This window comes from Chryseolinea sp. T2, assembly GCF_037203685.1.
Lineage (GTDB): Bacteria > Bacteroidota > Bacteroidia > Cytophagales > Cyclobacteriaceae > Chryseolinea.
On the sequence record NZ_JBBCAU010000003.1, the window covers coordinates 432,971 to 458,873 of the forward strand.

The following is a 25,903-nucleotide window of genomic DNA, read 5'->3' on the forward strand; positions in this document are numbered from 1 at the left end:
GATTAACTGGTTGCGTCGACACAGCCATAATAATGGCCTGGTACAACTTTATATTTTAAGTAACCGAGCATTACTTCCTTCGAAGTGCTAAAGCCCCGAATCGTTTCCGACTTCATGAGCTCAAAGAAATCTTTTTCCGCTTTGTCCGATGACGTCGCAAAAGTCAATAGCAGTTCTTCCCTTTTCGCCTGTTCACAAAGAGAAAAATCCTTGCCTGTTGCTGCTTTCGCTTTGTCGTTCAAGCCAGCAACCTGCTTCCTTACATTCTCCTGAACATCGGTATCATAGCAATTCTCTAGTAGCCCGATAAGAAACTTATCAACTCCAATTGAGAGCGCACCGATATCCTTCCCCTTAGGGATAATGGTATCAGCGATTGAGGCAATCATTTGTTGTTCACTTGGACTGAATGAACCAAGTGCAGCAGGGAGTGATAGTCGTGTCCATTCGGTTGCCCACACTGGTAACGAAGCAAGGCCACCGGCAGTCGCAAGTATTGCTTTAAAGGAGGTCCGCCTGTTCATAAAGCGATCTTAAAATAATTCATGAGGATGATCCGCATATCTATTTCAACAAATTGCAGAAGCTCAAAATATGCAGTCGGGGCACTGCACAGAAATGAATATTCTATGAACGCCCCGCGGCTGTTACAAATGGGAACAAAAGGCATTGCAGACAGGATTGCATCATCGCAACACTCACGCCGGCAGGGTCAGCTCCATCTTAATATCTGCCGTCTCAAACGGACTGTTGCTAACGGGCACATACCTGAATCCAACACTTTCGTAAAGCTTTAATGCTGGCCCAAGCTGATGGTTTGAAAACAACTCAATTTTCTCCGCACCAATCGACCGGGCCTTTTCAATACAGGTCGTAATTAACATTCGCCCAACTCCTTTACCACGAAACTCTGGCGCAACAGACATCTTCGCGAGTTCGTAAGTCCCATGCTCCTCTTTTATCAGCGCTGCCGTTCCAACGACTATTCCATTGCTTAAAGCAACCCAGATGAATCCGTCTTTTTCCAGGATTTGCCCGCGGGGATCTGATAAAACTCTGTAATCGGGCTCCTCCGCCAGATTGTACAAAAGGAGCCATTCCATGTTCAGATCGCGAAATGCTGCGAAATGAGAATCGTTGTACGGCTCAATGAGTAGCATTGTAATCCTTGAGGAGTGCTGGGGGTGGCATCGCTTCGTCGATCATCCGTTCGAGATCGGCGTGTGTAAACTTAGTCTTCGACGATCGCTTTACTAGTTTCTCGTCATTTGTCTTTCCCTTCTTACCCGGGATAATAAGATTTCCTTCGGTATCGATGAGATAGACAATATCGTCGGAAGTTTCTATCCGATCTTCGTACTGCTTGCATCTGGTTACCTTGACGTCACCCATCAGATAATAGGTGATTTCGTTACCCTCAATGATCCATGTCTTCATGACACCCATAAAAGGTTCTTCGGCGATGTAAACGCCATCATGCTGATGATTGGCCCTGCAACCGACAAAAAGTAGGAAGACTATAAATAACGAGCGGAATTTCATATAAAATGCGACTTGACTGACACAGCCCTGCCTACAAATCTAAATGAACTTCCGTGACTTGCAATGAACGACGGAATTAGGAGTTTGAAGTCTGCTCACAAAGCAGCTCGCACTAATACCGAGATTCCATGACCTGAAATACTAATCAGCGAATGATCATCCGTACCACGCTGTTGCCGTTGTCAGTGACAACCAAATTGCCGTGGCTGTCTACGGCAACCCCAAAAGGTGAAGAAAGTTGAGCTCCAAGGGCGAGACCGCCATCGCCTGAAAATCCCGGTATGCCTGTACCCGCTATTGTTGTGATGATTCCCGACGGATCAACTTTACGAATAACGTGATTACCATGATCAGCAATGAGAATGTTCCCTGAAGCATCTATGCAAATGCGTGTAGGTGAGCTGAGCTGGGCCGCAGTAGCCAACGCGTTGTCGCCGCTATATCCCGCTGTTCCTGTTCCTGCGAATGTATTGATCTTTCCGCTGCCGGATTCCACGCGACGAATCACATTGTTACCGGCGTCAGCGATATAAAGATCACCATTCGCGGCTACCGCTATTCCCTGCGGAGTATTTAGCATTGCTTGTGTAGCAGGACCATTATCACCAGCGTAACCCTTCTTAAGTGGGCCGCCACCCGCCACAGTGTTGATAACGCCTGAACCTGCAGTCACTCTCCGTATCGCGTGATTGTCTTTGTCGGCTATGAAAACATTTCCTGACTTATCTATGGCGACATCATATGGAGTATGCAAGGAAGCAGAGGTCGCCACTGCACCATCTCCGGTGTAGCCCAGCGGCTGATTGTAGTTTCCGGCGAAAACCTCGATTTTCCCCGTCGTAGCATCAATGCGACGCACAACCTGATTCCCTGCATCGGCAATATAAATATCGTTGTTATTACTGATTGCAATACCGAAAGGAACATTGAGATGTGCCTGACTGGCAGCGCTGCCATCTCCGGCATGAGGAGTTGGATCCGCCGAGTTAAATCCGAGAAAAGTCCCGGCAACTGTTGAAATCTTCTTATCGCTGACATTAACCTTTCTTAACACGTTGGCCGCTCCGTCAACAACAAAGAGATCACCCTGACCATTTAAAGCCACTCCCGTAATGTACCCCAGTCGGGCATCGGTCGCCACTCCTCCGTCTCCGCTATAATCGAAGACACCACCTGCCCCGACAATGGTCTCTATTTCGCCTTCTCCAGCAGACTCGTCTGCTTCATTGTCGCCTTCGCATGCCGACATCAGGGCAACCAACACAGTTGTCAATAAAATCGCTGCCACAAAAATAAGGCGGTTATGCCTGTTGATCCTTGCCCTCGACGACTCTCGTTTTATTGCCGCAGGGTTAGCTTTTACAAGCCTGATGTAATTGCCGGTATCATTCATGGTTATGTCTTTAAAGCTTTACATAACCAAAACGCCACTGCGTAAAAAAGATACAGTGCCATCTGGAAATTTGGTTACGGCGCGGCGTAACCAAATGGCTATCTCTTGCGCCGGTCGCGAATTACCTCGATGATTGGCGGAAGAATTGAAACAAAGATGATCGCGAAAATTACTAGAGTGAAATTTGACCTGATCATTGGAAGCCCTCCGAAGAAATATCCAGCAAACAGAAAAAGTGTCACCCACAATATGCCGCCAACAATATTGAAAGTAGCGAACCGGCCGTAAGACATGGTGCCTATGCCTGCTACAAAGGGAGCAAACGTCCGGATAATGGGAATGAATCGCGCATAGATGATGGTCTTGCCACCGTGCCTGTTATAAAAAGCTTGAGTTTTTGTGAGGTATTCTATCTTCAAAAATCTATAACGACCACTGAACGCGTGAACACCAATGTATTTTCCTGCGTGGTAATTTACCAGGTCACCCAATACGGCTGCAATCATCAGCAGACCCCACATGACCATTACACTAAGTTGCGTTTCCGGCTTGGCGATGATCGCACCCGCGGCAAACAACAGCGAATCACCAGGAAGAAATGGTGTGACTACAAGACCGGTTTCCGCGAATATTATGAGGAAGAGAATGAGATAAGTCCAGGTCTGATAATCATTCACAATCTCTACAAGGTGATGATCAATATGAAGAATGAAGTCGATAATCGATTTGATGAGCTCCATTGAGTGAATTTTGAGGGCGCAAAATAACAAGTTTAGTCAACATCGCGTGAATGCCTTCAATGATCCATCGATGAACATTTGAGTTTGGTGGTCAGTTTACCGGCCTGCAGCAATTGGTCGGATTATTTCTAAATTGACGCTCCTCATAAGATCGACGGACCATGAAGAAGAAAACACTCGCCTTAACGCTGGCAATTATAGCAATTGTTGCTGCACTTGGATGGTGGTTTACCCGCCCGGCCAGCCCCTCAGGTAAATCCTCAATTTCACATAACGGTTTAGACATCTCAATTACATATAGCAGACCTTACAAGAAAGGACGAGTTATTTTTGGTGAGGCATCTACTGGTGCGTTGCAAACCTATGGTCAATACTGGCGGCTAGGCGCCAATGCAGCGACGGAAATCACATTCAATAAAGACGTAACATTCGGCGGGCAACCAGTAAATGCGGGAACGTATCGTATGTATGCAGTTCCCGGGGCCGGCTCATGGCAAATAGTATTGAACAGCGCCCTTGGGAAAAGTGGTTCAGAAGCACCAGATCCTGCTCTTGACGTGCTAAAAGTAGAGATACCGGCCAACGTGACTTCAGATGTTCAGGAACAGTTTGTCATCGATCTGAAGCCGACCGGCGCCGGTGTATTGATGGAATTGAAATGGGACCGTGTCTCTGTGGCCGTTGAAATATCCTGAAGTTTCATAACAGCTTGGTTCACAGGATATAGCAATATCCATCAACTCGCTGATAAATATTTTGGGAACGCCCCTCCCAAAAGCCCAGAAACGGCTAATTTTAGGCATGATCATCAACATCTTTGAAGATAATTCTGTCATTTGTGAGCTTGATGACTCATTGCCCGTGCTTCGTCATAGATGGAAGCACGCCATGGAGGGACCGCCCTTTCGAACCTACCTGATGCGAGTCCTCGAAGAATACAAAAAGTTAAAGCACTCCTACTCAATGCTTGCCTGGCTGGCCGATACGACGCTGCTTGGTGAACTTGACGAAGAAACGGAGATCTGGCTGGTTGAGGTTTGGGAAGACCTGCTGTTCGCGCAACGTGAGGTTAAGATCCATGCCGTCATATTGGGTAACAGTATTTATGCGGATTATCCGATGGAAAATTTCAAACAGGATGCTGAGCAAAAGTTTGAGGAATTTGATGTTCACCTTGGTGTATTTTCCAATCAACATGATGCTTACGTATGGATCCGCGAGCAACAACTCGCGATCGCCAGGAACGCAAATTAATTTCAGCAGCGTTTGTCGAAAGCTGCCATAAACCGAAGGTGTAAGTTCGACAAACACCCTTCTCTATTCCATTTCGATTCGCTACACTTGTAAAACTCACAAGCCCTATGTCGTATTGGCTGGAAGCTAAGTCACTTGTTATTATTGGTGGAACATCCGGAATAGGCCTTGCAGCCGCGCGCGCTTTTATAAGAGAAGGAGCCCAAGTGATTGCCGTAGGCCTTGATGATGAAAGTGTGAGCAATGCAAGAAATGTTTTACCGGCAGAGGCTCGCGTTATGAAAGGAAACGCAACACTTCAACAAACTGCCGTTGAGGCCATCGATATGTGCGTAAGTGTATTCGGCTCTTTTGATGGGCTGTATCACGTTGCTGGTGGAAGCGGCAGAAAGTTTGGAGATGGACCACTCCACGAACTTACTCTCGATGGATGGAACCAGACCATTAATCTGAACCTTACTTCACTCATGCTCTCAAACCAGGCAGCGATACGAAAGTTTATTGAACTGGGAGTGAAAGGAACCATTCTTAACGTCGGAAGCGTACTGGGCTATTCGCCATCACCACGTCACTTTGTTACCCACGCATACGCGGCGAGCAAGGCAGCCGTTGAAGGCTTTACAAGATCCATTGCTGCGTATTATGCTTCCTATGGAATTCGCATCAATACATTGGCACCAGGCCTTGTTGAAACTCCAATGTCCGCAAGAGCAGCAAGCGACGCAGGCATCATGGCATTCATCAAAACAAAACAGCCTTTAGATCATGGACGTGTCGGGCTTGCAGATGACCTCACCGGTGCGGCAGTTTATTTTATGTCAGACTATTCAGCGTTCACGACAGGTCAAATATTATCTGTCGATGGAGGCTGGTCGATCAGCGAGGGACAATACACATCGTGAAAGAAACTTTAGCCATCGGTATTGATTTGGGCTGTACCAACATAAAAGGTGTGTTGGTAAACCAGGCTGGTGCCCTGCTGCATGAACGCAAAGTGCAGACCATCGAGCACGACGAAAAGCATTGGAAGAGGGCGGTAACTGAAATGATTTCATCGCTGGAATCGAAAGCAGAGATTAATATCGCGAACATTGGATTGGCCGCTCCCGGCCTTGCAAACGACAGTAACAGTTGCATATCATTTATGCCTGGACGCCTGCCTGGTCTGGAGAATTTCGACTGGTCAAAGCACGCCTCTCGACAGATTCATGTTCTCAATGATGGTCATGCCGCATTAATGGCGGAAGCCGCATTCGGTGCAGCGAAAGGAGTGAAACACGCAGTGCTCTTTTCTCTCGGTACAGGTGTGGGTGGCGCTGTGCTTATTGACGGAAAGCTTTACCAGGGCGCGTTCCAAATGGCGGGCCATCTTGGTCATATTACCGTTGACTCAGGCGCAGGATCACGCGATGTGACGAACATGGTTGGAAGCATTGAAGATGCTATCGGTAACGTGTCTTTACAAACGCGGACCTATGGCAGGTACACAGATACCAACGACCTTGTTGATGATTACCTGGGAGGCAACGTATTAGCTACCTGGTGGTGGCTCTCAGCAGTTCAAAAGTTATCCACTGCCGTAGCGTCGACAATTAACGCGCTGTCACCGGAGGTCGTCATTCTTAGTGGCGGCATCACGCAAGCCCGTGATGCACTCTTAAAACCTCTCGAATCTTTTCTTGACTTGTACGAATGGCGTCCTACGACGAGAAAAGCTGAGATACGTCTCGCGCATTTCTCGGATCTTGCCGGTGCTATCGGCGCCGCTGGATTTGCCTTAACGAAAAACCAATGAACATGACCCCTGCACAGCAATATCTTGAACACTCCCGGCAAATAATCGAAACGGTAAGCGCACAACAACATCTCATTGAACAAGCGGCAAACTGGTTTGCTGAGAGTATCCTTTCCGGCCGAATGGTTCACGTGTTCGGTTCGGGCCATAGTCGTATCATGGTCGAAGAAATGTGGCCACGATACGGCTCCTTTCCCGGATTCAATCCCATCGTTGAATTGTCATTAACATTTCATAACCTGGTTGTCGGGGCAAATGGTCAACGTCAGGCGATGTTTCTGGAAAATGTTTCAGGACTTGCGGAACGCATTCTGAGAAACTTCGACCTTTCACCGAATGATACGGCCCTTGTGATCTCCTCAAGTGGATGCAACATTGTTCCGATCGAAATGGCTGAAGAGTTTCAGAAGCACAACGTAAAGGTAGTAGCGCTCATCACAAAAGCACACGCTGCTGCCAGCAGGAGCAAGGACAAGCGGGGAAAGAAACTGGAAGACTTTGCTGATCTTGTCCTGGATACCGGTGCGCCGGTTGGCGACGCTATGGTGCGTCTGAACCAACTGGATACACCCGTTGCGCCTGGCTCAACCGTTGGAGGTGCGTTGATCGTAAACTCAATTAAAGCGGAGGTGGCCCAGCGGCTGGTGAGCGCAGGTAGCCCTCCACCCGTGCTGACTGCCGGCGCCATTGTAGGCGATTCACGGGCAAAAGAACTTTTTGAAGCCGCCTACGATGAGCACGCGCATCGTCTGGCAAAACTCTATCAACATGTCGGAGACAATAAATCATAGACTATGCAACCTATCCCTATACGCACCACTGTGATCGGCAGTTATCCATTCCCTGGATGGCTGGAATTCGCTGTTCGCAATCTTCAAGAATTTGGCAATGCGGACAAAGAAGAAATGATTGAAGACGCGGTCATCGCTGCAATTCACGATCAGGTCGCCTCCGGACTTGATGTGATTACCGATGGCGAGCAAACGCGGCTCGATTTTAATTTATCCTTCTACGGATACATTAAAGGGATTCGCGAAAACACTGACGATCTTCGCCGTTTTGGTCCTGCGGCCCATGATCAACGCGGGAAGAACACAATCACTGAAACGCTAATCGCTCCGGGGGGACTTGGTGCAGTAAAGGAATTCAAACGACTGCAACGGCTGGCTCCAACCGGTCCGGTTCTGAAATGCAGCGTACCGGGTCCGTATACACTTAGCGGCCGCCTGCTTCCTAACAGCCAGTATCCCGACCGTTACGCAATCACAGAGGCGCTATTGCCCTTCATCAGAAAGGAACTTGAAGACCTTGTCGCGGCCGGATGCCAGGAAATTACTGTCGACGAACCATCCATGAGCTGCTACGCTTACAAGGAAGACACCCGACGATTTGTAGACATCTTCAACCGCACGGTTTCCTCCGTGGCTGGAAAGTGCCGGCTTTCAACACATCTGTGCTTTGGGAATTATAAAGGACGTCCTGTTGGCTATCGGAGCATTGCTCCCATGCTTCCGGACTTCCTGGATCTTAAGGTCGACGAAGTGCACGTTGAGATGGCCAATCGGGAGTTTGCCGAGATCGAACTTCTGCGTGAGTTCGCCCAGCGCATGGATGTCGCAGTCGGCATCATCGATGTTAAGAACTATTACATAGAAACTGTTGACGATGTGGTGGAAAGAATTAACCGCTGCCTGGAATATGTACCTGCTGAAAAGCTTGCTGTCGCGCCAGATTGTGGTTTGAGCCAGACCGCCCGCTGGGCGTCGCGTCAGAAACTCGTGAACATGGTAAAGGGCGCAAGAAAGGTTCGTGAACTGTTACGTTGATGAGAGAGGAATTAATACGACCACTTTCTTCAGGCGCATCTCTCAAGAAACAAATCGATGCATCAAAAAGCAATCCTCAGGAAGACAGCTTCGATATATGGTGGCTAGGTCAGAGTGGATTTCTGATACAATGGAATGGCTATTGCTTATTGCTGGATCCTTACTTGTCCGATTCACTTACGGTGAAATACGCGAATACAGACAAACCCCACGTGCGACTGAGTGAGCGGGTAATCGACCCTTCACTTCTTAACAACATTGACATAGTAACCTCAAGCCATAACCATACAGATCATCTCGACGCCGATACGCTCAATCCGTTGATGAAAGTCAACCCGCAGATTCGATTTATCATACCAGAAGCAAATCGGGAATTTGTGTGCGATCGCATCAGGTGTGATCGTGGCTATCCCATTGGATTAAACGACAAAGAAAGCGTCGTAGTTCACCCTTTTACTTTCTTTGGCATTCCCTCTGCGCACAATGAAATTGAACGTGACCCCGAAGGCCGCTGCAAGTTCATGGGATTTGTTGTCCGCTTCGGTTCCTTCAATGTTTATCACAGCGGTGACACCCTCTTGTATGAAGGACTGGACTCATTGCTCAAGCCTTTTAAAATTGATCTCGCTTTGCTTCCGATCAATGGCAACGTACCGTCCAGACGCGTGGCGGGTAACATGAATGCCGAAGAAGCAGTTTGGCTGGCAAAAGAAATTGGTGCAGCCCTTGTGATTCCACATCATTATAACATGTTCGCTTTCAACACTGCTGATCCGGAACTATTCGCAACTGCAGCTAAGCGCGAGGGACAACCCCATAAGGTATTGCAGCTGGGTGAAAATATCACCTTTAAGAAAGCGCTCTAGTTTGTGGTCCGGCAACCACGCACGATATACTGATTGTATAAATTATCACTCCTGATCAGATTGAAAAAGTCTTTGAGATATCTTTTCATCCCGGATATTTCCTTCTCGCTAAACAGAGCGTGATGCTCATCGACAATGCCCATTATCCTTGGCTCCAGCGCGAGATATTCGCGACGTACATTTTCTGATACTCCTTCACCCCGACAAAATCCCCGATACACGCGCTCCCGTACACTTTGAATTCCAAGGGCCGGATCTACTGTAGCATAGGGCGCTGAAACAATTCCCGACATATCAAAGTCATAGGCAACCGGAAGCAATACATTGGACTTTGTTCGAAGTACCTTGGTATTGTGAAAATAAGCAGTAGAGAAATCCGTATTACCGATCATGAACTGAAACAGATCAAATCGCACTGCACAGGTATCCTGCAGCATAAAAGGATTCACCTTGCTTGTGTTGACGACTTTAGATTGAAGACGTCGTGCGGCGTCATCATCATCCTCAATGAGGAACCCGACGAACTTCATCACTTCGCGTCTACCTGATGTTTCAATAAGCGTTACATTGACCAATCTCGTTTTAAATACATATGGAGTTACCGGCTCATATAGTTGATAACAGAGATACTCCCTCATCAGTAAATTACCCGCTCCTTTGTTATTTTGACATGGAACTACCAGCTTAAGACTCTTCACGCCAGTGAATACATCTCTCCTGTCCTCTTTGTGAATCTTGATCCTTAGAGGCGGCAGGGAGCAGTTCTTACGCCTGAAATTTCCGCGTGCACGTAATCCAATCTTAATACTGTCGACAGAGCCATCAGATTTTCTGAAAGCCAGTGTAGTAGCAAAATATATCGAATCCTCGTCCTCATGCTTCAGCTTGCTCAGCGGCGCGGTGAATGATATTTCAAGAGGTGATTTGTCCTGAAACAAAAGTGCAGGCTGCTGAGCAAGAACAAAGCTGCGTGTAATTGCCAGCATAAGGGTCACAACGATATTGCCTTTCATGAGAGGGGAGCTCTTATGAATTAAACGAAACCGGGGCGCAATTCCAAGGTTCGGCCTCCCTGTTTATCTTTGACACATCAGCTAACGACAATGGAATTATCAACGGCAACCAGATTGATACAGGGAGCAATCAGAACGAAAGGTCCTCAAAACTGGGCCGATCTCGGTGCAGGCTCTGGACTATTCTCGCTGGCATTAGGCGAGATTCTGCCTGTCGGAAGCAGCGTTTTTGCCGTAGACAAAGACCAGAACGCACTTGATGGAATATCCTGGAAATACAAAGACAAGAATCTTGTCAGAATCCATGGTGACGTTGAAGAAGAGCTTTCCTTGCCCCAACTGGACGGAGTGCTCCTTGCCAACGTCATGCACTACATCGTGAGACAGGAGGACTTCTTCAAACGACTTGGTGGTCGCCTCACTGAAAATGGCATATTGATAATCATTGAATACGATACTACGAGATCCAATCCCTGGGTACCATATCCAATATCACTCGATGCCATGAAAAAGATGGCAGCAAAGGTTGGCTACGATATCAGGTTGCTCGGAACCGTACCTTCAAGATTTAACAGTGGAAAACTTTACAGTGTAGCACTGCATCCAACAAGAAATCCAGGCCGTTAACGTCCTTTCTGCGCTCACGGCCGGTGGCAATACTCTGTAAATTGATACGAGATTAGTCTTTAAATCTCAACTTAAAGAAGAGCAATGTAGAGGCGAGCATGAGCGTAAGCATGTTTGCAGCAATTACCGGGATGTCCCACACCAAAATTCCGTAGGCGAGCCACAGTGCTACGCCAACGCAAAAGAGAGAAAACATACCCAGTGAAAGATCCTTGGCAGAACGGCTTTTCCAGGTCTTGACAACCTGCGGCAAAAAAGCAATAGTGGTTAACATACCAGCAGCAAGTCCAATCAATTGAATCGAGTCCATAGTGTTTTATCGGCGCCATGAATAAATTGCTCATGACAACTTCGATACAAACATAACGCTCGCCACCGCAATAGGTTTGAAAATGTAATTTTATCTTGCTTTTTTCAGCTTATAACGATTGCATAAAAAAGTTGACGCACCTCGCATTTGAGAACTGGTATCCTTCGAAAAAATGTGTATAGAACTAATTGGCGAGACTCATTACAATTCTATTTCTGGTGCAATCGGATTCGCCAGCGATCGCATATTAAGCTGATTAACCTTAACTCGCGTTGAAGTTGAAACATTCATTCCAAATCATCTTAACAAATGACAATCAGACAAGGAAGAGCGGACGATGCAAGGTCACTGGTGATTTTGCTTGAGCAACTAGGGCATCCGTTATCTGAGGAAATCGTTCTGCAAAAGATAAAACTGTTTACAAAGGAAGACTTCAGGTTACTCGTCTGCGAGGTGGATCGCGAAGTTGTTGGATTCATCTCCCTGCATTGCTTTGATAAGTTTCACTCTGAAGGCATGACTGCCAGGATTACGGCATTATGCGTGCACGAAAAGGTCCGTGATATGGGAATTGGAGGGGCGCTGCTTGCTGCTGCAGAAAAGTATCTAACCGACAATGGCTGTCGTGAGATCGAAGTCACCACCAATATGCGACGTGCTCTCACTCCTGATTTTTACAGGAAGCACGGCTACGCAGAGCACTCCCGCCACTTTATCAAGAGCCTTCGCTGAACGCCCGAATCGAACAAAGCGATAGTCCCGGATAATCGACATTGCCTTCCCGATCACCTCCAATCGTGAATTATCTTAGCCAATGTTTTGATTCCACCCTCTATTGCCGGCGACCACGGCGCACCGTAACTAATCCGGAAACAATTTTCGTATGTTCCCTGAGAAGAAAATATTTGTCCCGGTGCAATGCCAATGTTATGCTTCAGTGCACGCTTATGAAGCTTGAATGCGTTGATCTTCTTGTTCAATTCAATCCATAGCGTGAAACCACCCTGAGGACGAGTGATCAATGTGTCTTCGGGAAAATGTTCACATACCGCCTGAAAGTAACGCAGCGACTGAGTATGAAGTGCCTTACGCAAATGGCGAAGGTGAAGTTCATATCGGCCGTTCTCCAGAAAATTAGCTACGGCCGCCTGTGCAAGACTGTTTGTTGACACAGTGTGCATGCGCTTAAGACGAAGCACAGCATCCTTATAAATACCGGGAATGGTCCAGCCAATGCGATAGCCAGGTGCCAATGACTTGGAAAAAGAACCGCAGTGCAGAACGAGCCCCTTCTTGTCAAAAGTCTTGCAGGTCTTGGGACGAGTCTTGCCAAAGTACAACTCCCCATAAATGTCATCTTCGATGAGAGGGATTTCCTTCAGTGCGAGCATATGCACCAATCGTTCCTTGCGGTCGTCGGGCATGCAACTTCCCAATGGATTATTGAAATTATTGACCACCAAACACGCCTTGATATCAAATCGCGTTATCGCCTGCTCCAAATGATCGATATCAATGCCAGTGACCGGATCGGTAGGAATCTCAACTACTTTCAATCCATAGCTCTGCATGAGTTGAAAGATCGCGAAGTAGGTAGGACTCTCAATTGCAACTGCATCGCCTGGACGGGTAACTGCTTTGATGCACAATGAAAGCGCCTCCACGCAGCCTGCTGTTACCACAATATCATTTTCGCCTGGCGTACCTCCCCAATTGAACGCCTGACGCCCGATCTGCTTTCTAAGAGCAACACTTCCCTGAATATGTTCATAGTGCAGACAACTGGTCTCCGACTCACGTAACGCATGGGCTACAGCTTTGTTCAGCTTGGCCACCGGCAGCAATTCAATGGCAGGTGCCGCCATTGAAAAATTCAACAAACTGCCGGAGTTCAGATTGACATAGACACTGTTGATCATGTCATCAATTGTGACAGGCAGAGCTTCATCAAGCGGCTCAGAGGGCCTGGGCAGGTCCCTCATGAACCGTTTTGAATGCTTCACGTAATAGCCAGACTGAGGACGAGCCTCTATCAGACCTTTGCTTTCAAGCGCGTAGTATGCCTGAAATGCTGTGCTCAGGCTTATCCCCTGTTCTTTACTTAAAGCTCTTACTGAAAGAAGCTTATCGCCAACTTTCAGTACTTCATTTTCTATCTGAGTTTCAATACGCTCGGCAACCTCCACGTATTTGTGATCGGTTCTGGTTATTTCGTCGCGCATAATCTGGAGTTGAACCGTAATTTCGGAATGCTAATATACTAACTGATCTGGGGAGTTGTAACAAAATGGCAACTGTTCGATCAAAGGGGTTATGTGACAATAAAAAAAGCCACCCCCACGGATGGCCCTTCCCTATTACACACTTTAAATATTAAGGTCTTCCTTGATATTAGTTCTTGCCGCTGATCTGGTCCTCGGAATTAAAATACTTCTTTTCAGGAGTAGTTGACTTTTGGCGCTGTATCTTCTGCACGCCCTTGCTGATCTGCCAATCGGATGATCCGCCAGCGATGTTAGCCTGCCCAACAGCCTCAGCACGATTAATGCTTGCTACACCCTTAGATATGTTCCAGCTGGGACTAAGCACAATGGCATGAATATGCGAGCCCTTGATGCTTGAATCCTCGAAAAGCTGCTTATTGGAAACTTTTTGAACACCTTTCGTAGACGACCAAACGGTCTGATCTGCAGTTTGGGCATTTGCAACGCCAACTCCGAGAAATAAAATGGCTAAAATACTGCCTGTCAGAATGCTTGCTTTCTTGCTCATAACTTCGTTGTTTGATTCTATACAAATAAACGAAGAATGGGGCCGGAGGTAACTCCGTACTTACCCGACAAACGGGTCCGTATTTACCCGGACCTTGAACACTAACTCATTGATTTCCAAAGGGATAAGTCCCCTAAAAGCGTTCTGCTTGTGCCTGCACACCACGGGGCGTTCCCTGCTGTTAGGAAGATCACAACAGTTTCAACTCAAGAGCTTTTCGAATCAGCTCAGCAGAATTGTTGACTTTCATTTTCTTCAGCATGTTTATCCGATGAGATTCAACGGTGCGGATGCTTATCTTAAGCATGTCTGCGATCTGTTTGGTACTGTGACCATTGGCAACAAGTTCCAGCACTTCCTTCTCGCGGGCGGTCAACTCGCCTACTTCACCACCATCGGGACGAAGGACTGCCTCTGCCAGGATATTGTTGATGGACGGACTGAAGTATTTTCCTCCCTCATGAACGGTAATAATGGCGTGCTCTAATTCAATACGTTCGGTATTCTTCAGCAAGTAGCCAGAGGCACCGGCCTTGATCGCGCGCAAAATGTATTCCCGCTCCTCATGCATCGTAAGAATCACAAACTTGACGTCTCGGTCAGCCTTACGAATCTCATCCATCGCCTCGAATCCATTCATCCGTGGCATGCTCAGGTCGGTCAAGATTACGTCTGGCTTCGTAGACAAAGCAAACTCAACAAGTTCTACACCGTTTTGCGGCTCGGCAACAATGACAAACCGATCACTTTGTCCAAGGATGGCTTTAAACCCCTCTCGGATGAGTGAATGGTCGTCGGCAAGAATAATTCGAATGGGGGTCATGAGTGCATATCAAAGTTAATGGTCTGTCACGTATTCCGGCATCGGAATATGAATTTCTATAACAGTGCCGTGGCCAGGTGTAGATTGTATGTCGGCCGAGCCATTCATCAGCTGAGCCCGTTCACGAATATTGCGCAGTCCGCTACCCACAACACTGCTTGTGGAAGTCAAATTAAAGCCGCGCCCGTCGTCCTCAAGCACGCAATAAAGCTCGTCGGCTTTATCCAGTACGTGCAGATTGACATGACTGGCACTGGCATGCTTGACGATATTGTTCAGCCCCTCCTGCATGATACGATATACAGCGATGCTGACTTCGAAATCAAGCGTATGTTCTGCCTCCCGTATATAACGAAAATCAATTGCTATCGACGAATATCTCCGTACTGACTCACACAGACCATTCAATGCTGCTTCAAGGCCAAAATCGACGATCGCCTGTGGCATAACGTTGTATGATATTCGCCTGATTTCGGCAACCGCTTCATTGATGTACTTTTTCAAGTCTGCCTTTTTTTCTCCGGGGCCGTCAACAAGGTCTAACTGCATGCTGATCGCGGTGAGCAATTGCCCTACCCCATCGTGTAACTCCTTTACGATTCGTGTTCTCTCGGTCTCCTGACCTTCCAGCAACGCGGCAGCACGAGAACGGGCTGATTTAAGTTCATGTGCATGAAAGGCCTTGAGCTCATCTCTCATTTTGATGAGCGCGTGCCCCAACGAATCATCGTGGCTTAACGCAACATAGGATGCATCAAAATTTCCTCTTCCAATCTCACTTGCAAAAAGAGTTGTCCGCTCAAATCCTTCAATGAGTTGCCTGATTGCAGCGCCCATCTCGCCAATCTCATCGGAACTATATACACGTGGCTTAGGAGAAGGGATGATTCCACGTGACAAAGTCTGTATTGCCTGCTGCAACTCGACTATAGGACTGACAATCGCATTAGAGATCAGATAAGTAACCAGCAGAACCAGGAGCATGATGATCACAGTAACGAGCATAAAGTAATTCCGCAATGCTACTATAGGGCGCATAGCTTCAGCCTCGTCCATTTCAGAAAGAATGAACCACTTAAGATCCTCGTTGCTTACGCTTCGATAAGCACTGAGCACTGATACGCCACGATAGTCCTTCGTTATGCCACGCCCCTCCTGCCCCTTCATCAAATTTCTTACCGCCTCCGTTTCAACCATGATGCTACCGGGTGTACTGTCGGGAAAGAAGCGCGACTTTGAGCGCAACAGAAAGTCGCTGCCCGCGATATACGACTCGCCTGTCGTTCCCATGTCCGTATTCTCCAATAGGATCTGCTGTACTTTTTCAAAATTCTCCTGCACAAGAACAGTTCCAAGCAGAGAATCCCGAGACACTATGGGTACATAGTAAAACAACATCGTCCCTTTGCTGGAATTCATCGACGCATCAATCACGTGAATGCGATTGGGCTCAGCATGAATGGCATCGTCAAGCTTGTGAAGCAGACTATCGGGATACATTTTCTGATCAGTACTGAATAACTGCCGATGCTGCCTGTCAAAAATGTGGAGATTGGCAAAATCGTAGAGTTTACAAAGGCTGTAGATGTCTTTTATGTCTCTATGGTCCTCCGACTGGCCGTTTGTAACATCGTAATAGATGGAAAGAAACTTTTCCTCGACCTGTAACGCCTCCAGATTTAATCGCGATCTGTAAAGATAGTCTTCAATGAGGTGCTTCTTAAGGACGTTGATGGAAGAGAGTTGGTCCAACGCCCGGTTTATGAGCGCGACCCGGAGAATGGAATAAAAGATGACGGATACAGCGATGATGGCGATCAAACCGACAGAACTGTGCGAGATGAACAGCTTTCCAAAGATCTTAAAGCCTTTTTCTGACATGCCAGGAGGAGACATTTTTCCAATTTATGAATAAAACAGTCCCCCGTCAACGAACCAGTGTTAGGAATAGGCATGCTGGCATTAAACAAAAAAGGCCATCTCTGTGAGACGGCCTTTTATTGTAATTCAGTTGAATTACTTCTTTTTCTTAGCTGCTTTCTTAGCAGTTTTCTTAGCTGCTTTCTTCGCAGTCTTCTTCGCTGTTTTTGCCATAGCGTTCAAAGATTTTAGTTAAACATTTGATTTTTTGTTCAAGCACAACAAAGTCATGCTAAAACAGACACACAAATATAGTGTAGTTATCAAGGAATACAAACTTTATGACATGTTAGTACACCTTACTGCATGTTCTTGCAGCTTTGTGAACGTATAGATCGGTCGGAATACTGATAGTGTCTTTGAAAATTATGTGATAAGTACTCTTACGATGCTCCAATAACCTTAACCGCCAATCATCCGCATCATTCGAGGTCCGCCTCTGCGACCTTCCATTGGGTTAAGTTGTTTGTTGAGTGAATAAATGAAGCTCACCATAAAATACCTGCCAAGAGAGTTTGATGTAACGCGCTCTACGTAGTTCACACTTGATGTTTGATTAACTCCAAGAGCTTTATCCAGCAGATTGCTCGCCGAAATCCTCACCTCACCTGACTTGTTTTTCAAAACAAATCTGGATAGCGAGAGATTCAGCAGGGGAATTTCCTGTCGGTAGTTAGTCGATTGATTGTCATAAATAAGGTATTCGAGGGAGGTAACAAGTTGGAAATTGCGCAGGAATGAGAAAGTAGCGTCTGCATTGTACGTCGTATTGAAATAATGCTGATCCGGTTGATCGAATTCATAAGCTGTCGTCTGATAACTTAATTGTGCACCCAAATTGATCATCAGCACTTCCTTGTATCTGAAATCGTATCTGACATTTCCGCCTGTACGGCTTTGTCTGATATTGTAATGCACCGCATCAATCACGTTTTGCCCATATGTCTGTCGCCATCTGCCCGTAACACTGAAGCGGCTTTTGATTGCATTAACAGGGAAGCCAAAGGTTGCATCCGTATCGATCGATGTATTGCTGGCAACATTCACTGGCATTGTTGTCCGGATGAAATTCTCGTTAAAAACTGCATTTGTGATTGCATTTGTTGTGTAATCGACGTCGACGAATGTGAAGAAACTGATCATCGACCCGGGATCAAACGCGTTAAAGTGTAGTCGCCAGCTCTGCTGATATGCCGGCTTCAGCGCAGGATTACCGACGTATGGGTTCAATTGATCGCGGTTGTCTACCACAGGTTGCAGCTGTGTAATCGTCGGCTCCTGTATGGTGGTTTCATAATCGAATCGCAGGTGACGCGTTCCCGAGAAATCGTAGTTGAAGCGCACAGCAGGTATTGCGTTCAGATAATTCCTCCTGATATCCGTGTCGAGACGATTCAGATGGCCAACCAGTTCGGTCGATTGAGCCAATGCGCTCAAAGTAATCGAATACTTCCGACGATTAAGCCTGAAGTTTAGTCCGCCGCGCTGATAAGTGTATGTGCTGCTGTAGTCATTGCTCAGGCTGTCGTTGTATAGTTCACCTGTCTCATCTACATCATACACAGGTCTGTCGACCGCGTTATTGTTTCGCCTGATGCTGTATGTTCCCTCGAGATACTTTCTGTTTCCAAGCGGCTCAGTATAAGAAACTGTGGCTCCAACGGATAGTCCAGACGTCTTCTGTTCATTGCGCTGCCGTATTCGTTGATTGCTGGCCTCTTCGAGGTAATCGTAGTTGGCTTCCAGGGTGCCATCCCGATCGTCGTCCAGAACATTTAACAATAGATTCGTCGAGAACGTACGCCCTGCCTTCGCAAACTTGTGCCTGAACAAGAGATTGGAATTCACTGAAAGCGCCTGCCCCACCGTTGTTGAATTACTGAGGTTACTGTTCAGCTGGGCTCCCTCCGGATCAACATTTTCACTCACCGTTGAGGTGTTCACATCGGTCTGGCTATAGGTCGCCGTCGTGGTAAGCCGGATCGAATTCATGGAATCGATCTTATGATCGAGCACAAGGTTCAGACGATGATTGTCGTTCGCGTTATGTTGCTCGGACACATCCTGATAAATATACTCTCCGTCCTGCAGGAAGTTTTGCCTGTATGTTGATTGAATCCTGTCATGATCGAGGTGGTTGAAGAAATAACTTGTCGTCAGCTCCGTCTTCTTGCTGAAAGTATTGCTGAAGTTCAATCCGGCTGCATAGGTGTTCATGATTCCATTTGCCCGGTTCCCCATGTTTAATGGAATTCCTCCCTGATCTCCGGCATTCACCTGTACACGCATTCCCCCTCCGGCGGCCATTTGTTGAGATCCACCCGTAAAATTCATGTAGTCGTCAAGGCCAAAACCCTGTTCGTTGATATTGTTGGCCATTCCAAGAAAAGACAATTGTTGTCCCTGTGAGAACTTGTTGATGCTTGCCTTGGCCTGGTATCTCTCTTCTGTGCCATAACCTGCCTGAAGGTTCCCAAATGCACCGTGTCTCTTCTCCGGCTTCAGCTCGAGGTTGATGGATTTCTCCCTTTGCCCATCGTCGATTCCGGTGAATTGTGCCTGATCAGATTTCCTGTCATGTACCTGCACTTTCTGTATTGCATCTGCAGGTAAATTTCGAGTGGCGATCTTCGGATCAGTACCGCCGAAGAAATCCTTCCCATCGACGGTTACGCGTCGCACCTGCTCTCCCTGCGCTGTAATGTTTCCATCATTGTCGACTTCTACACCAGGCAGTTTTTTTAACAGATCCTCGACCACCGCGTTGGGGTTGGTTTTAAATGCAGCTGCGTTGTATTCAATAGTGTCCTTTTTCACAACAACAGGAATTACATCCTCCACCACCACTTCTTCCAGTTGAGTTTTGGCTTCTGTGAGTCGTATCGGTTCTACGATGACCTCGTTTCCATCAGAAGGTGGATCAACGGTGGCAGAGTATGTCTTCTGACCTACGAACGTAACCTTCAGCAAATAGCTGGACCGTGGCAGTCCATTGATCGAAAAGTCGCCCCTTGAATCGGTGACTCCGAAATTCACGAGAGTCGAGTCAACAGGATTGAGTAAGATGACTGTGGCCGAGGGCAAAGCTGTTCCCAGCGAATCGGAAACATGTCCCCGAATACTCATTTTTTGCGCTGCCACAGAAAATGAAAGACCGGTCAGTAGTAACCACAAAACGGTTCGCATGAGTAACGATAAGTTTAGTTCCTGATAACTATGTTCGCTCCGTTTGCTCGCATGCGCTGAACCTGTTCTTCACGCATTTTCTGAAACGCCGATCTCGTCGTCTTTATCCCTTTGTCCGGAATACGCAATTCATTCTTTTTGAGATTTCGGGCCTCAAGGGATTTAGCAAGGACTACCCGCTCGCCATCATTTATATCAACCATCAGAACAGCTCCGGGAAGGCTATTGAAAACTTCAGGGCCGAGCGCTGGACGCAGTTTGGTTGTATACCATGCAACCACCTGCTGCTTCCGGTTCTCGTCAAAGTAGGAAGCCTTCTGACAATCGAATTCCATTATCCTGCGTGCCTCTCCACTAAACTTCCAGGGAATGACAGTAATCGAATCTTCAATAAGGTAGTCTTTACCCATAAACTCTTCTTCTATGAGCCTCCTCTGAATGGCAGCATCGTAATAGATCTCGACATGAGGTTGTTGCATGCGGATATGCATGCCGCCCCCGCTTGCCTCCATTGGCTCCTCATCTTCAATCACGGCCTTGTACAGCGACTCATGCGTATTGAAGAACAATTCATGCTTTGTTGTCCTGAACTCGGGAATCATGTTTTTCATTTCTGCCCGTTCAGGTGGCAACGTACGATGAAGGTTAACTTTTACTTCGTAATCGATGATACCTTCATTCACCTGCGCTTGCGCCATTGCAGAAATTACGAGGCATATCAGGGTGATAAGACAATAAATATTGCGCTTCATGGTTCGTTTGTTTTTAAGGCAAGGTACGCGACCCGAATATGCCGGTGGGTTAATCGCTGCTAAAGGAATGTTAATTAAGGTTAAAGAAGCAAGCAGGTGCGACATAACCGTTAACTTTGAAGACGAAACTCATTCAAATTGTGGATGGCATTTTCAGGAGACAATAAACATTCGTCAGCCCGTGTCGTCAGGTTGGTGCTTATGGTGAGCAGCATTGTGTTGTTGTTATTGTTCCAGGCATTCTGGCTGGCGTCATCTTATGAGCAGGCGTATCGAGGTTTTCAGAGGGAAACCAGCGCGATGTTCCGGTCCACCGTTTTCTCTATTCGCGATTCATTATTCCTGAGTGACCTTGAGCATCTGTTGCCCCATCCGGACTCTGCTCGGAAATACGGCCTTACAAAAAAGGTGACCGTATTAAGATCGGAGACTCCTGAAATGGGTGTGCGCCGCGACGTTATGTGGGAAGATAACATGAGTATCGCTGGTTCCGTTTCTAATCAACATGACAGTAGCATCAGACATAAGAATTATGTCATCCGCATCCGCGCAGACGATACTTTGTCCATTGTTGCACTACGAGAAAGGTTTAAAAGTGTAATTGCACAAGCAAACTATACAACACCATTTACCATTGACCACAACATTATGCCTGTTCGTCAGTTTAATGAGGAACCAGCAGACCCATTAAATCTGCCCGTGATCCAGGAGGAAGGCAACGGCTCCATTAGACGCCGATCCATATCGATTGGTTTTCCACGAAGCAATGAGCAACGGTTCTGGAGAATAGCTTCCGCCTTTAAAGACACTCTTACTACTGAGCAGATTCCCATTGGACCCATTCACGCATATGCTGCCGTCTTTCCACACATGCGATCAAATATTATCAGGCGAATTGCACCGCAGCTTCTTTTCAGCGTGTTCCTTTCAGCTCTGACTGCAGCGGCATTTATTATCATGTATCGTAATCTGCGTTCGCAGGAACGGGTGGTGGAAATGAAAAATGATTTCATCAGCAACGTTACTCATGAATTAAAAACTCCCATTGCCACCGTAAGCGTAGCTTTGGAAGCGTTAAAGGATTTCAATGCCCTGAAAAATCCAGCTAAAACATCAGAATACCTTAACATCGCACAACACGAACTGAATCGATTGTCGCTCATGACTGACAAAATATTGAAGGCGTCGGTGTTCGAGCAGAACGGAGTCTCGTTTGTCATTGGAGTCGTCAAAGTTGATGATATAGTTCGACAGGTAACAGAATCATTAACGGTTGTTCTTGATAAGAAGCGTATAAAAGCAAGCATCAAACTGACCGGCACTCATTTCGAAATGGAAGGAAGCGACATGCACTTGACAAACGTCGTTTACAACCTTCTCGACAATGCCATTAAATATAGCCCGACCGACACGTCGATTGACATTGAGCTTATGGAATCCGGAGATGAACTCATTCTCAAAATTCTGGATCAGGGCATTGGCATAGATCCGGCTCATCATAAGCGGATCTTTGAAAAATTCTTTCGCGTTCCCACTGGCGATGTACATAATACGCGTGGCTATGGTCTCGGCCTCAACTACGTTGCTAATGTCGTAAAGAGCCATGGAGGCAACATCTCTGTGGAAAGCGCACCAGACCAGGGCAGCAGCTTCACCATTTATCTTCCAAGAAAACATGGCAGTTAAAGTATTCTACGTAGAAGATGAGCCCTTCCTGGGTCAGATCGTAAGAGAAAGCCTGGAGAGCCGCGACTTTAGTGTCACGATGGTAGACAACGGGACCGCTGCTGTGGCGACGTTCTTAACCTGTCAGCCCGACATCTGCGTACTCGATGTAATGCTTCCCGGTAAAGACGGATTTGCAATTGCCCAGGAGATCAGAAAACATAGTCCTTCAATCCCAATCATATTCGTCACCGCGAAAAATCAAACGGAAGATGTACTTAAGGGGTTTCAGTCAGGCGGCAACGACTACCTCAGGAAACCATTTAGCCTCGAAGAACTGATCGCGCGCATTCAAAATCTGATGAGGCTATCCGTGAAAAACCCCACCAGACCGCTTGATACCATCGAGATCGGCCGGTACCGTTTTCTACCATTGCTGTACGAGTTAAGGCTGGGAGAAACGGTCCGTAAGTTGTCACATCGCGAAAGCACATTGCTTCAGTTTCTGAATGACTCGCGTAATACAACAGTTCAACGCAAAGACATCCTGCTAAAACTTTGGGGCGACGACTCGTTCTTCAATTCCAGAAACCTCGACGTATACATAACAAAACTTCGCGATTACCTGAAAGAAGATTCATCCGTCTCAATAATCACCATAAAAGGAATAGGCTACCAGTTTACGGTAGCCTAAAAACAAATCTCAAAATCAACAAATCTCAAAATCAACAAATGATCAGTGTCCAATATCCTTCATGTCCACCTTGTTTTTGGCTGGCTTGAGAATGAGAACAAACGGAATACAGCACAGAAAGAAAATTCCAATCCCCACGAACACGTCCATATATGTGAGCAGCTGTGCCTGCTGAGATACCATTCCATCCATCAGTTTGGTTGCCTGTTGTGCCGCAACATCAGGCGTAAAGCCGTGTGCAATAAAGTTTGCTTTCATTCCGGCCAATCGCGTTTGCACGTCGGTACTATAAGCCGAGACGTGGTTCACCAGATCTGAACGATGCTGCACCGCTCTGCGACTGATGTAAGTGCTGATCAAAGCAATACCAAATGATCCACCAAGCTGACGAACCATCCCCGTAAAGGCAGCACCCTGCCCAATTTCCTTACCCTTCAAAGACGACAATGCAAGTGTCGTTGTAGGTACGAACAGGAAACCAAGGGCTACACCACGGAGCATAAGAGGCCAGAAGAAATCACCATCGCCGGTGAAGGGTGTAATGATGGTATATGACCACAGACTAAAGCCAAAGAATATTGAGAAACCCAAAGCAATAAGATACTTATGCGGAACTCCGCCCTGGACGGCGCGCCCAACGATGGGCATCATGAGCCCTGTCATTATCGAAGCGGGGACGAACATTAGGCCCGATTGAAACGCCGTCCAGCGGAGAGCGTTTTGCGTGAACAGAGGCAACACGAACGTCGACCCATACAATCCGAATCCCAGAATAAAAGACAGGATCGTCCCTATGGCCAGATTTCGGTCTTTCAACACGCGAAGCTCAACGACAGGGTTAGACGCAACAAGTTCCCTCCAGATGAAAAGGTAGATACCCAACACACCTATTACGGCGAACGTAAGAATCCAGCCATTCTCAAACCAATCATGTTCCTGCCCTTTCTCCAATACGAACTGTAACGCACCAACCGCGACGATAAGGAAGAATATACCCAGCCAGTCAACCTCGGACCATGAACGTTTGCCTCCATAGTTGGGGCTCTTCACGTAGGAAAGGGTCAGCAGGGCAGCTATTATACCTATCGGAATATTGATGTAGAAAATATAAGGCCATGAAAAATTGTCGGTGATGTACCCTCCAAGAGGAGGTCCGAGAGTCGGTCCCACAATTACACCCATACCATACAACGCCTGGGCCATACCCCGCTTCTCAGGGGGATATACTTCGGTGATGATAGTCTGCGAGGTCACCAGCAAGGCGCCACCGCCAAGTCCCTGGATGAAACGGAAGAAGACCAATTCCCAAATCGTAGTTGAATTACCACAGAGGAATGACGAGACCGTGAAGATCACGATCGACATTGCGAAGTAATTCTTTCTGCCGAACTGTTGCGACAGCCAGCTTGTCAGCGGAACGATGATGACGTTCGCGATCGCATAAGCGGTGATTACCCAGCTTACGTCGTTCAGCGTCGCCCCAAGATTTCCGCGCATCTCATTGAGCGCCACGTTTACAATCGTGGTGTCAATGATCTCGAGCAGGGCACACATAACGGCGGTGATCGTAATGATCACGCGCCTCCAGCCATGCTCAACCAATGATTCCTGCAATTGCATTGCTAGTTTTTTGGGTCAATTATTAGTCGAGGTGCACATCAACCACCACGTTCATACCTGCTCTTAAAAGGCTGGCCTGGTCGCTATTTTCAAGCGTGATTTTTACTGGCACACGTTGCACTACTTTTACAAAGTTACCAGATGCATTATCGGGAGGCAGCAGTGCAAACTTTGCTCCGGTGGCCGGTGAAATAGACTCGATTGAACCATTGAACTTGTGGCCTGGAAAAGCATCAACTTCAATTTCTACTTTCTGCCCCGACTTCATTTTCGTAAGCTGTGTTTCCTTGAAGTTGGCAATCACCCACATTTGCTTTTCGCTTACCAGAGCAAAAAGTGACTGTCCTGCCACAACAAACTGACCCGGCTGAACATTTTTTCGTGATACAACACCAGATGCCGGTGCAATAACATATGCATATGACAGCTGTAATTTCGCGAATTCAAGCTCAGCCCTGCGCTCCTTCACAACAGTCTCGGCCAGCGCAATGCCCTTGTCACCAGCATTGCGTTGTGACTGACGTGACGCCATCTCTCTTGATTGAGCCTCACGCTGACGCTTTGCCACTTCAAGCTGCTTCACGGCTGCATCTCTGTCAGCTTCCGCCTGTTCGAACTGTTGCTGCGTAACAGAATGAGTCTTCACCAATTCCCCGTAGCGCTTATAATCCTGCTCAGCACGACGTGCACGTACTTCGGCAATTTCAATAGAAGATTCCGATGCATGCAGGTTTGATTGTGACGTCAATACGTTCTCTGACGATGTTGTCTTATTGGCACGTGCAGTTTCAATGCTCGCCATCGAGTTTTCCAATGCTGCCTCTGCCTGCATCACACGCAATCTCAAATCCCGGTCGTCCAGTACAAGCAATGTGTCGCCCTTCTTAACAACTGTGTTGTCATCAACCAGAAGGCGATCTACATAACCAGATACCTTAGGAATGATCGGACTGATTTCGCCTTCTATCTGCGCATCGTCAGTTTCTTCATGATGCTGCCCATGGATGTATTTAGTTACGCCGAAAGCGATCCCTGCTATCGCCAGGCCCCCAAGCACAATCCCAAATGTCTTATTCTTCTTTTTCGTCGTCGTTTCCATATCCTC

At 47.1% G+C, this 25,903-nt stretch carries 26 protein-coding genes; 11 read left to right on the plus strand and 15 right to left on the minus strand.

Annotated features, from left to right (window positions below; all coding sequences use genetic code 11):
• Positions 1-2: 2 nt before the first annotated feature.
• The 5 genes from WBG78_RS11575 to WBG78_RS11595 all read right to left on the minus strand — a co-directional run bounded on the left by WBG78_RS11575 (position 3) and on the right by WBG78_RS11595 (position 3,675).
• Positions 3-524 carry a gluconate 2-dehydrogenase subunit 3 family protein gene (locus tag WBG78_RS11575; protein WP_337326587.1) on the minus strand — a complete coding sequence of 174 codons (522 nt, stop codon included), beginning with the start codon at positions 522-524 and terminating at the stop codon, positions 3-5.
• A gap of 174 nt (positions 525-698) precedes the next feature.
• On the minus strand, positions 699-1,160 hold the full coding sequence (locus WBG78_RS11580) for a GNAT family N-acetyltransferase (RefSeq protein ID WP_337326588.1): 462 nt from the start codon (positions 1,158-1,160) through the stop codon (positions 699-701).
• Positions 1,147-1,542 (minus strand): hypothetical protein, encoded by a 396-nt coding sequence (locus tag WBG78_RS11585; RefSeq protein ID WP_337326589.1) that lies wholly within the window; start codon positions 1,540-1,542, stop codon positions 1,147-1,149. The genes WBG78_RS11580 and WBG78_RS11585 overlap by 14 nt, the downstream gene beginning before the upstream one ends.
• A gap of 145 nt (positions 1,543-1,687) precedes the next feature.
• The gene (locus tag WBG78_RS11590; RefSeq protein ID WP_337326590.1) at positions 1,688-2,935 is read right to left on the minus strand and encodes an NHL domain-containing protein; all 1,248 of its coding nucleotides are present in this window, start codon (positions 2,933-2,935) and stop codon (positions 1,688-1,690) included.
• A gap of 98 nt (positions 2,936-3,033) precedes the next feature.
• Positions 3,034-3,675, minus strand: a complete 642-nt coding sequence (locus tag WBG78_RS11595) for a DedA family protein (RefSeq protein ID WP_337326591.1) — start codon at positions 3,673-3,675, stop codon at positions 3,034-3,036.
• 161 nt (positions 3,676-3,836) lie between these two features.
• Between WBG78_RS11595 and WBG78_RS11600 the strand changes: the two genes are divergently transcribed.
• The 7 genes from WBG78_RS11600 (at position 3,837) to WBG78_RS11630 (ending at position 9,416) form a co-directional block, all read left to right on the plus strand.
• Positions 3,837-4,370 carry a DUF2911 domain-containing protein gene (locus WBG78_RS11600; RefSeq protein WP_337326592.1) on the plus strand — a complete coding sequence of 178 codons (534 nt, stop codon included), beginning with the start codon at positions 3,837-3,839 and terminating at the stop codon, positions 4,368-4,370.
• A 106-nt stretch (positions 4,371-4,476) separates the two neighbouring features.
• Positions 4,477-4,929: a hypothetical protein gene (locus tag WBG78_RS11605; protein ID WP_337326593.1), complete on the plus strand. Its 453-nt coding sequence runs from the start codon at positions 4,477-4,479 to the stop codon at positions 4,927-4,929.
• Between the two features lie 107 nt (positions 4,930-5,036).
• A complete protein-coding gene (locus WBG78_RS11610) occupies positions 5,037-5,831 on the plus strand; it encodes an SDR family NAD(P)-dependent oxidoreductase (protein WP_337326594.1) in 795 nt (264 codons plus the stop codon).
• Positions 5,828-6,724 (plus strand): ROK family protein, encoded by an 897-nt coding sequence (locus WBG78_RS11615; RefSeq protein ID WP_337326595.1) that lies wholly within the window; start codon positions 5,828-5,830, stop codon positions 6,722-6,724. Before WBG78_RS11610 ends, WBG78_RS11615 begins: the two co-directional genes overlap by 4 nt.
• Before the next feature lie 2 nt (positions 6,725-6,726).
• On the plus strand, positions 6,727-7,515 hold the full coding sequence (locus WBG78_RS11620) for an SIS domain-containing protein (RefSeq protein ID WP_337327153.1): 789 nt from the start codon (positions 6,727-6,729) through the stop codon (positions 7,513-7,515).
• 3 nt (positions 7,516-7,518) lie between these two features.
• A complete protein-coding gene (locus WBG78_RS11625) occupies positions 7,519-8,550 on the plus strand; it encodes a cobalamin-independent methionine synthase II family protein (protein WP_337326596.1) in 1,032 nt (343 codons plus the stop codon).
• Positions 8,550-9,416, plus strand: coding sequence for an MBL fold metallo-hydrolase (locus WBG78_RS11630; protein ID WP_337326597.1), 867 nt, complete (start codon positions 8,550-8,552; stop codon positions 9,414-9,416). Before WBG78_RS11625 ends, WBG78_RS11630 begins: the two co-directional genes overlap by 1 nt.
• On the opposite strand, the gene WBG78_RS11635 is transcribed toward WBG78_RS11630, so the two are convergent.
• Positions 9,413-10,429 (minus strand): hypothetical protein, encoded by a 1,017-nt coding sequence (locus tag WBG78_RS11635; RefSeq protein WP_337326598.1) that lies wholly within the window; start codon positions 10,427-10,429, stop codon positions 9,413-9,415. The genes WBG78_RS11630 and WBG78_RS11635 overlap by 4 nt on opposite strands.
• 90 nt (positions 10,430-10,519) lie before the next feature.
• On the opposite strand from WBG78_RS11635, the gene WBG78_RS11640 reads away from it, so the two are divergent.
• Positions 10,520-11,056, plus strand: a complete 537-nt coding sequence (locus tag WBG78_RS11640) for a class I SAM-dependent methyltransferase (RefSeq protein ID WP_337326599.1) — start codon at positions 10,520-10,522, stop codon at positions 11,054-11,056.
• A gap of 52 nt (positions 11,057-11,108) precedes the next feature.
• Here the strand turns inward: WBG78_RS11640 and WBG78_RS11645 are convergent, their stop codons facing one another.
• Positions 11,109-11,366: a SemiSWEET transporter gene (locus tag WBG78_RS11645; RefSeq protein ID WP_337326600.1), complete on the minus strand. Its 258-nt coding sequence runs from the start codon at positions 11,364-11,366 to the stop codon at positions 11,109-11,111.
• Between the two features lie 309 nt (positions 11,367-11,675).
• Here WBG78_RS11645 and WBG78_RS11650 point away from each other — a divergent pair, with 309 nt between their 5' ends.
• Positions 11,676-12,098 carry a GNAT family N-acetyltransferase gene (locus WBG78_RS11650; RefSeq protein ID WP_337326601.1) on the plus strand — a complete coding sequence of 141 codons (423 nt, stop codon included), beginning with the start codon at positions 11,676-11,678 and terminating at the stop codon, positions 12,096-12,098.
• A 53-nt stretch (positions 12,099-12,151) separates the two neighbouring features.
• Here the strand turns inward: WBG78_RS11650 and WBG78_RS11655 are convergent, their stop codons facing one another.
• The 6 genes from WBG78_RS11655 to WBG78_RS11680 form a co-directional block, all read right to left on the minus strand.
• Positions 12,152-13,588, minus strand: a complete 1,437-nt coding sequence (locus WBG78_RS11655; protein WP_337326602.1) for an aminotransferase-like domain-containing protein — start codon at positions 13,586-13,588, stop codon at positions 12,152-12,154.
• A gap of 169 nt (positions 13,589-13,757) precedes the next feature.
• Positions 13,758-14,138, minus strand: coding sequence for a hypothetical protein (locus WBG78_RS11660; RefSeq protein ID WP_337326603.1), 381 nt, complete (start codon positions 14,136-14,138; stop codon positions 13,758-13,760).
• Positions 14,139-14,328: 190 nt separating this feature from the next.
• Positions 14,329-14,961 carry a response regulator transcription factor gene (locus WBG78_RS11665; RefSeq protein ID WP_337326604.1) on the minus strand — a complete coding sequence of 211 codons (633 nt, stop codon included), beginning with the start codon at positions 14,959-14,961 and terminating at the stop codon, positions 14,329-14,331.
• A 15-nt stretch (positions 14,962-14,976) separates the two neighbouring features.
• The gene (locus WBG78_RS11670) at positions 14,977-16,842 is read right to left on the minus strand and encodes a sensor histidine kinase (protein WP_337326605.1); all 1,866 of its coding nucleotides are present in this window, start codon (positions 16,840-16,842) and stop codon (positions 14,977-14,979) included.
• A 441-nt stretch (positions 16,843-17,283) separates the two neighbouring features.
• On the minus strand, positions 17,284-20,067 hold the full coding sequence (locus tag WBG78_RS11675; protein ID WP_337326606.1) for an outer membrane beta-barrel protein: 2,784 nt from the start codon (positions 20,065-20,067) through the stop codon (positions 17,284-17,286).
• A gap of 14 nt (positions 20,068-20,081) precedes the next feature.
• On the minus strand, positions 20,082-20,819 hold the full coding sequence (locus WBG78_RS11680; RefSeq protein WP_337326607.1) for a GLPGLI family protein: 738 nt from the start codon (positions 20,817-20,819) through the stop codon (positions 20,082-20,084).
• Positions 20,820-20,963: 144 nt separating this feature from the next.
• Here WBG78_RS11680 and WBG78_RS11685 point away from each other — a divergent pair, with 144 nt between their 5' ends.
• Complete coding sequence (locus tag WBG78_RS11685; RefSeq protein WP_337326608.1) at positions 20,964-22,505, plus strand: sensor histidine kinase; 1,542 nt, start codon at positions 20,964-20,966, stop codon at positions 22,503-22,505.
• Positions 22,495-23,178 carry a response regulator transcription factor gene (locus tag WBG78_RS11690; protein ID WP_337326609.1) on the plus strand — a complete coding sequence of 228 codons (684 nt, stop codon included), beginning with the start codon at positions 22,495-22,497 and terminating at the stop codon, positions 23,176-23,178. Before WBG78_RS11685 ends, WBG78_RS11690 begins: the two co-directional genes overlap by 11 nt.
• Before the next feature lie 42 nt (positions 23,179-23,220).
• Here WBG78_RS11690 and WBG78_RS11695 read toward each other — a convergent pair whose 3' ends face one another.
• Together WBG78_RS11695 and WBG78_RS11700 are read right to left on the minus strand one after the other, a co-directional pair.
• Positions 23,221-24,798, minus strand: a complete 1,578-nt coding sequence (locus WBG78_RS11695; protein WP_337326610.1) for a DHA2 family efflux MFS transporter permease subunit — start codon at positions 24,796-24,798, stop codon at positions 23,221-23,223.
• 22 nt (positions 24,799-24,820) lie between these two features.
• Positions 24,821-25,897: an HlyD family secretion protein gene (locus WBG78_RS11700; RefSeq protein ID WP_337326611.1), complete on the minus strand. Its 1,077-nt coding sequence runs from the start codon at positions 25,895-25,897 to the stop codon at positions 24,821-24,823.
• Positions 25,898-25,903 lie beyond the last annotated feature (6 nt).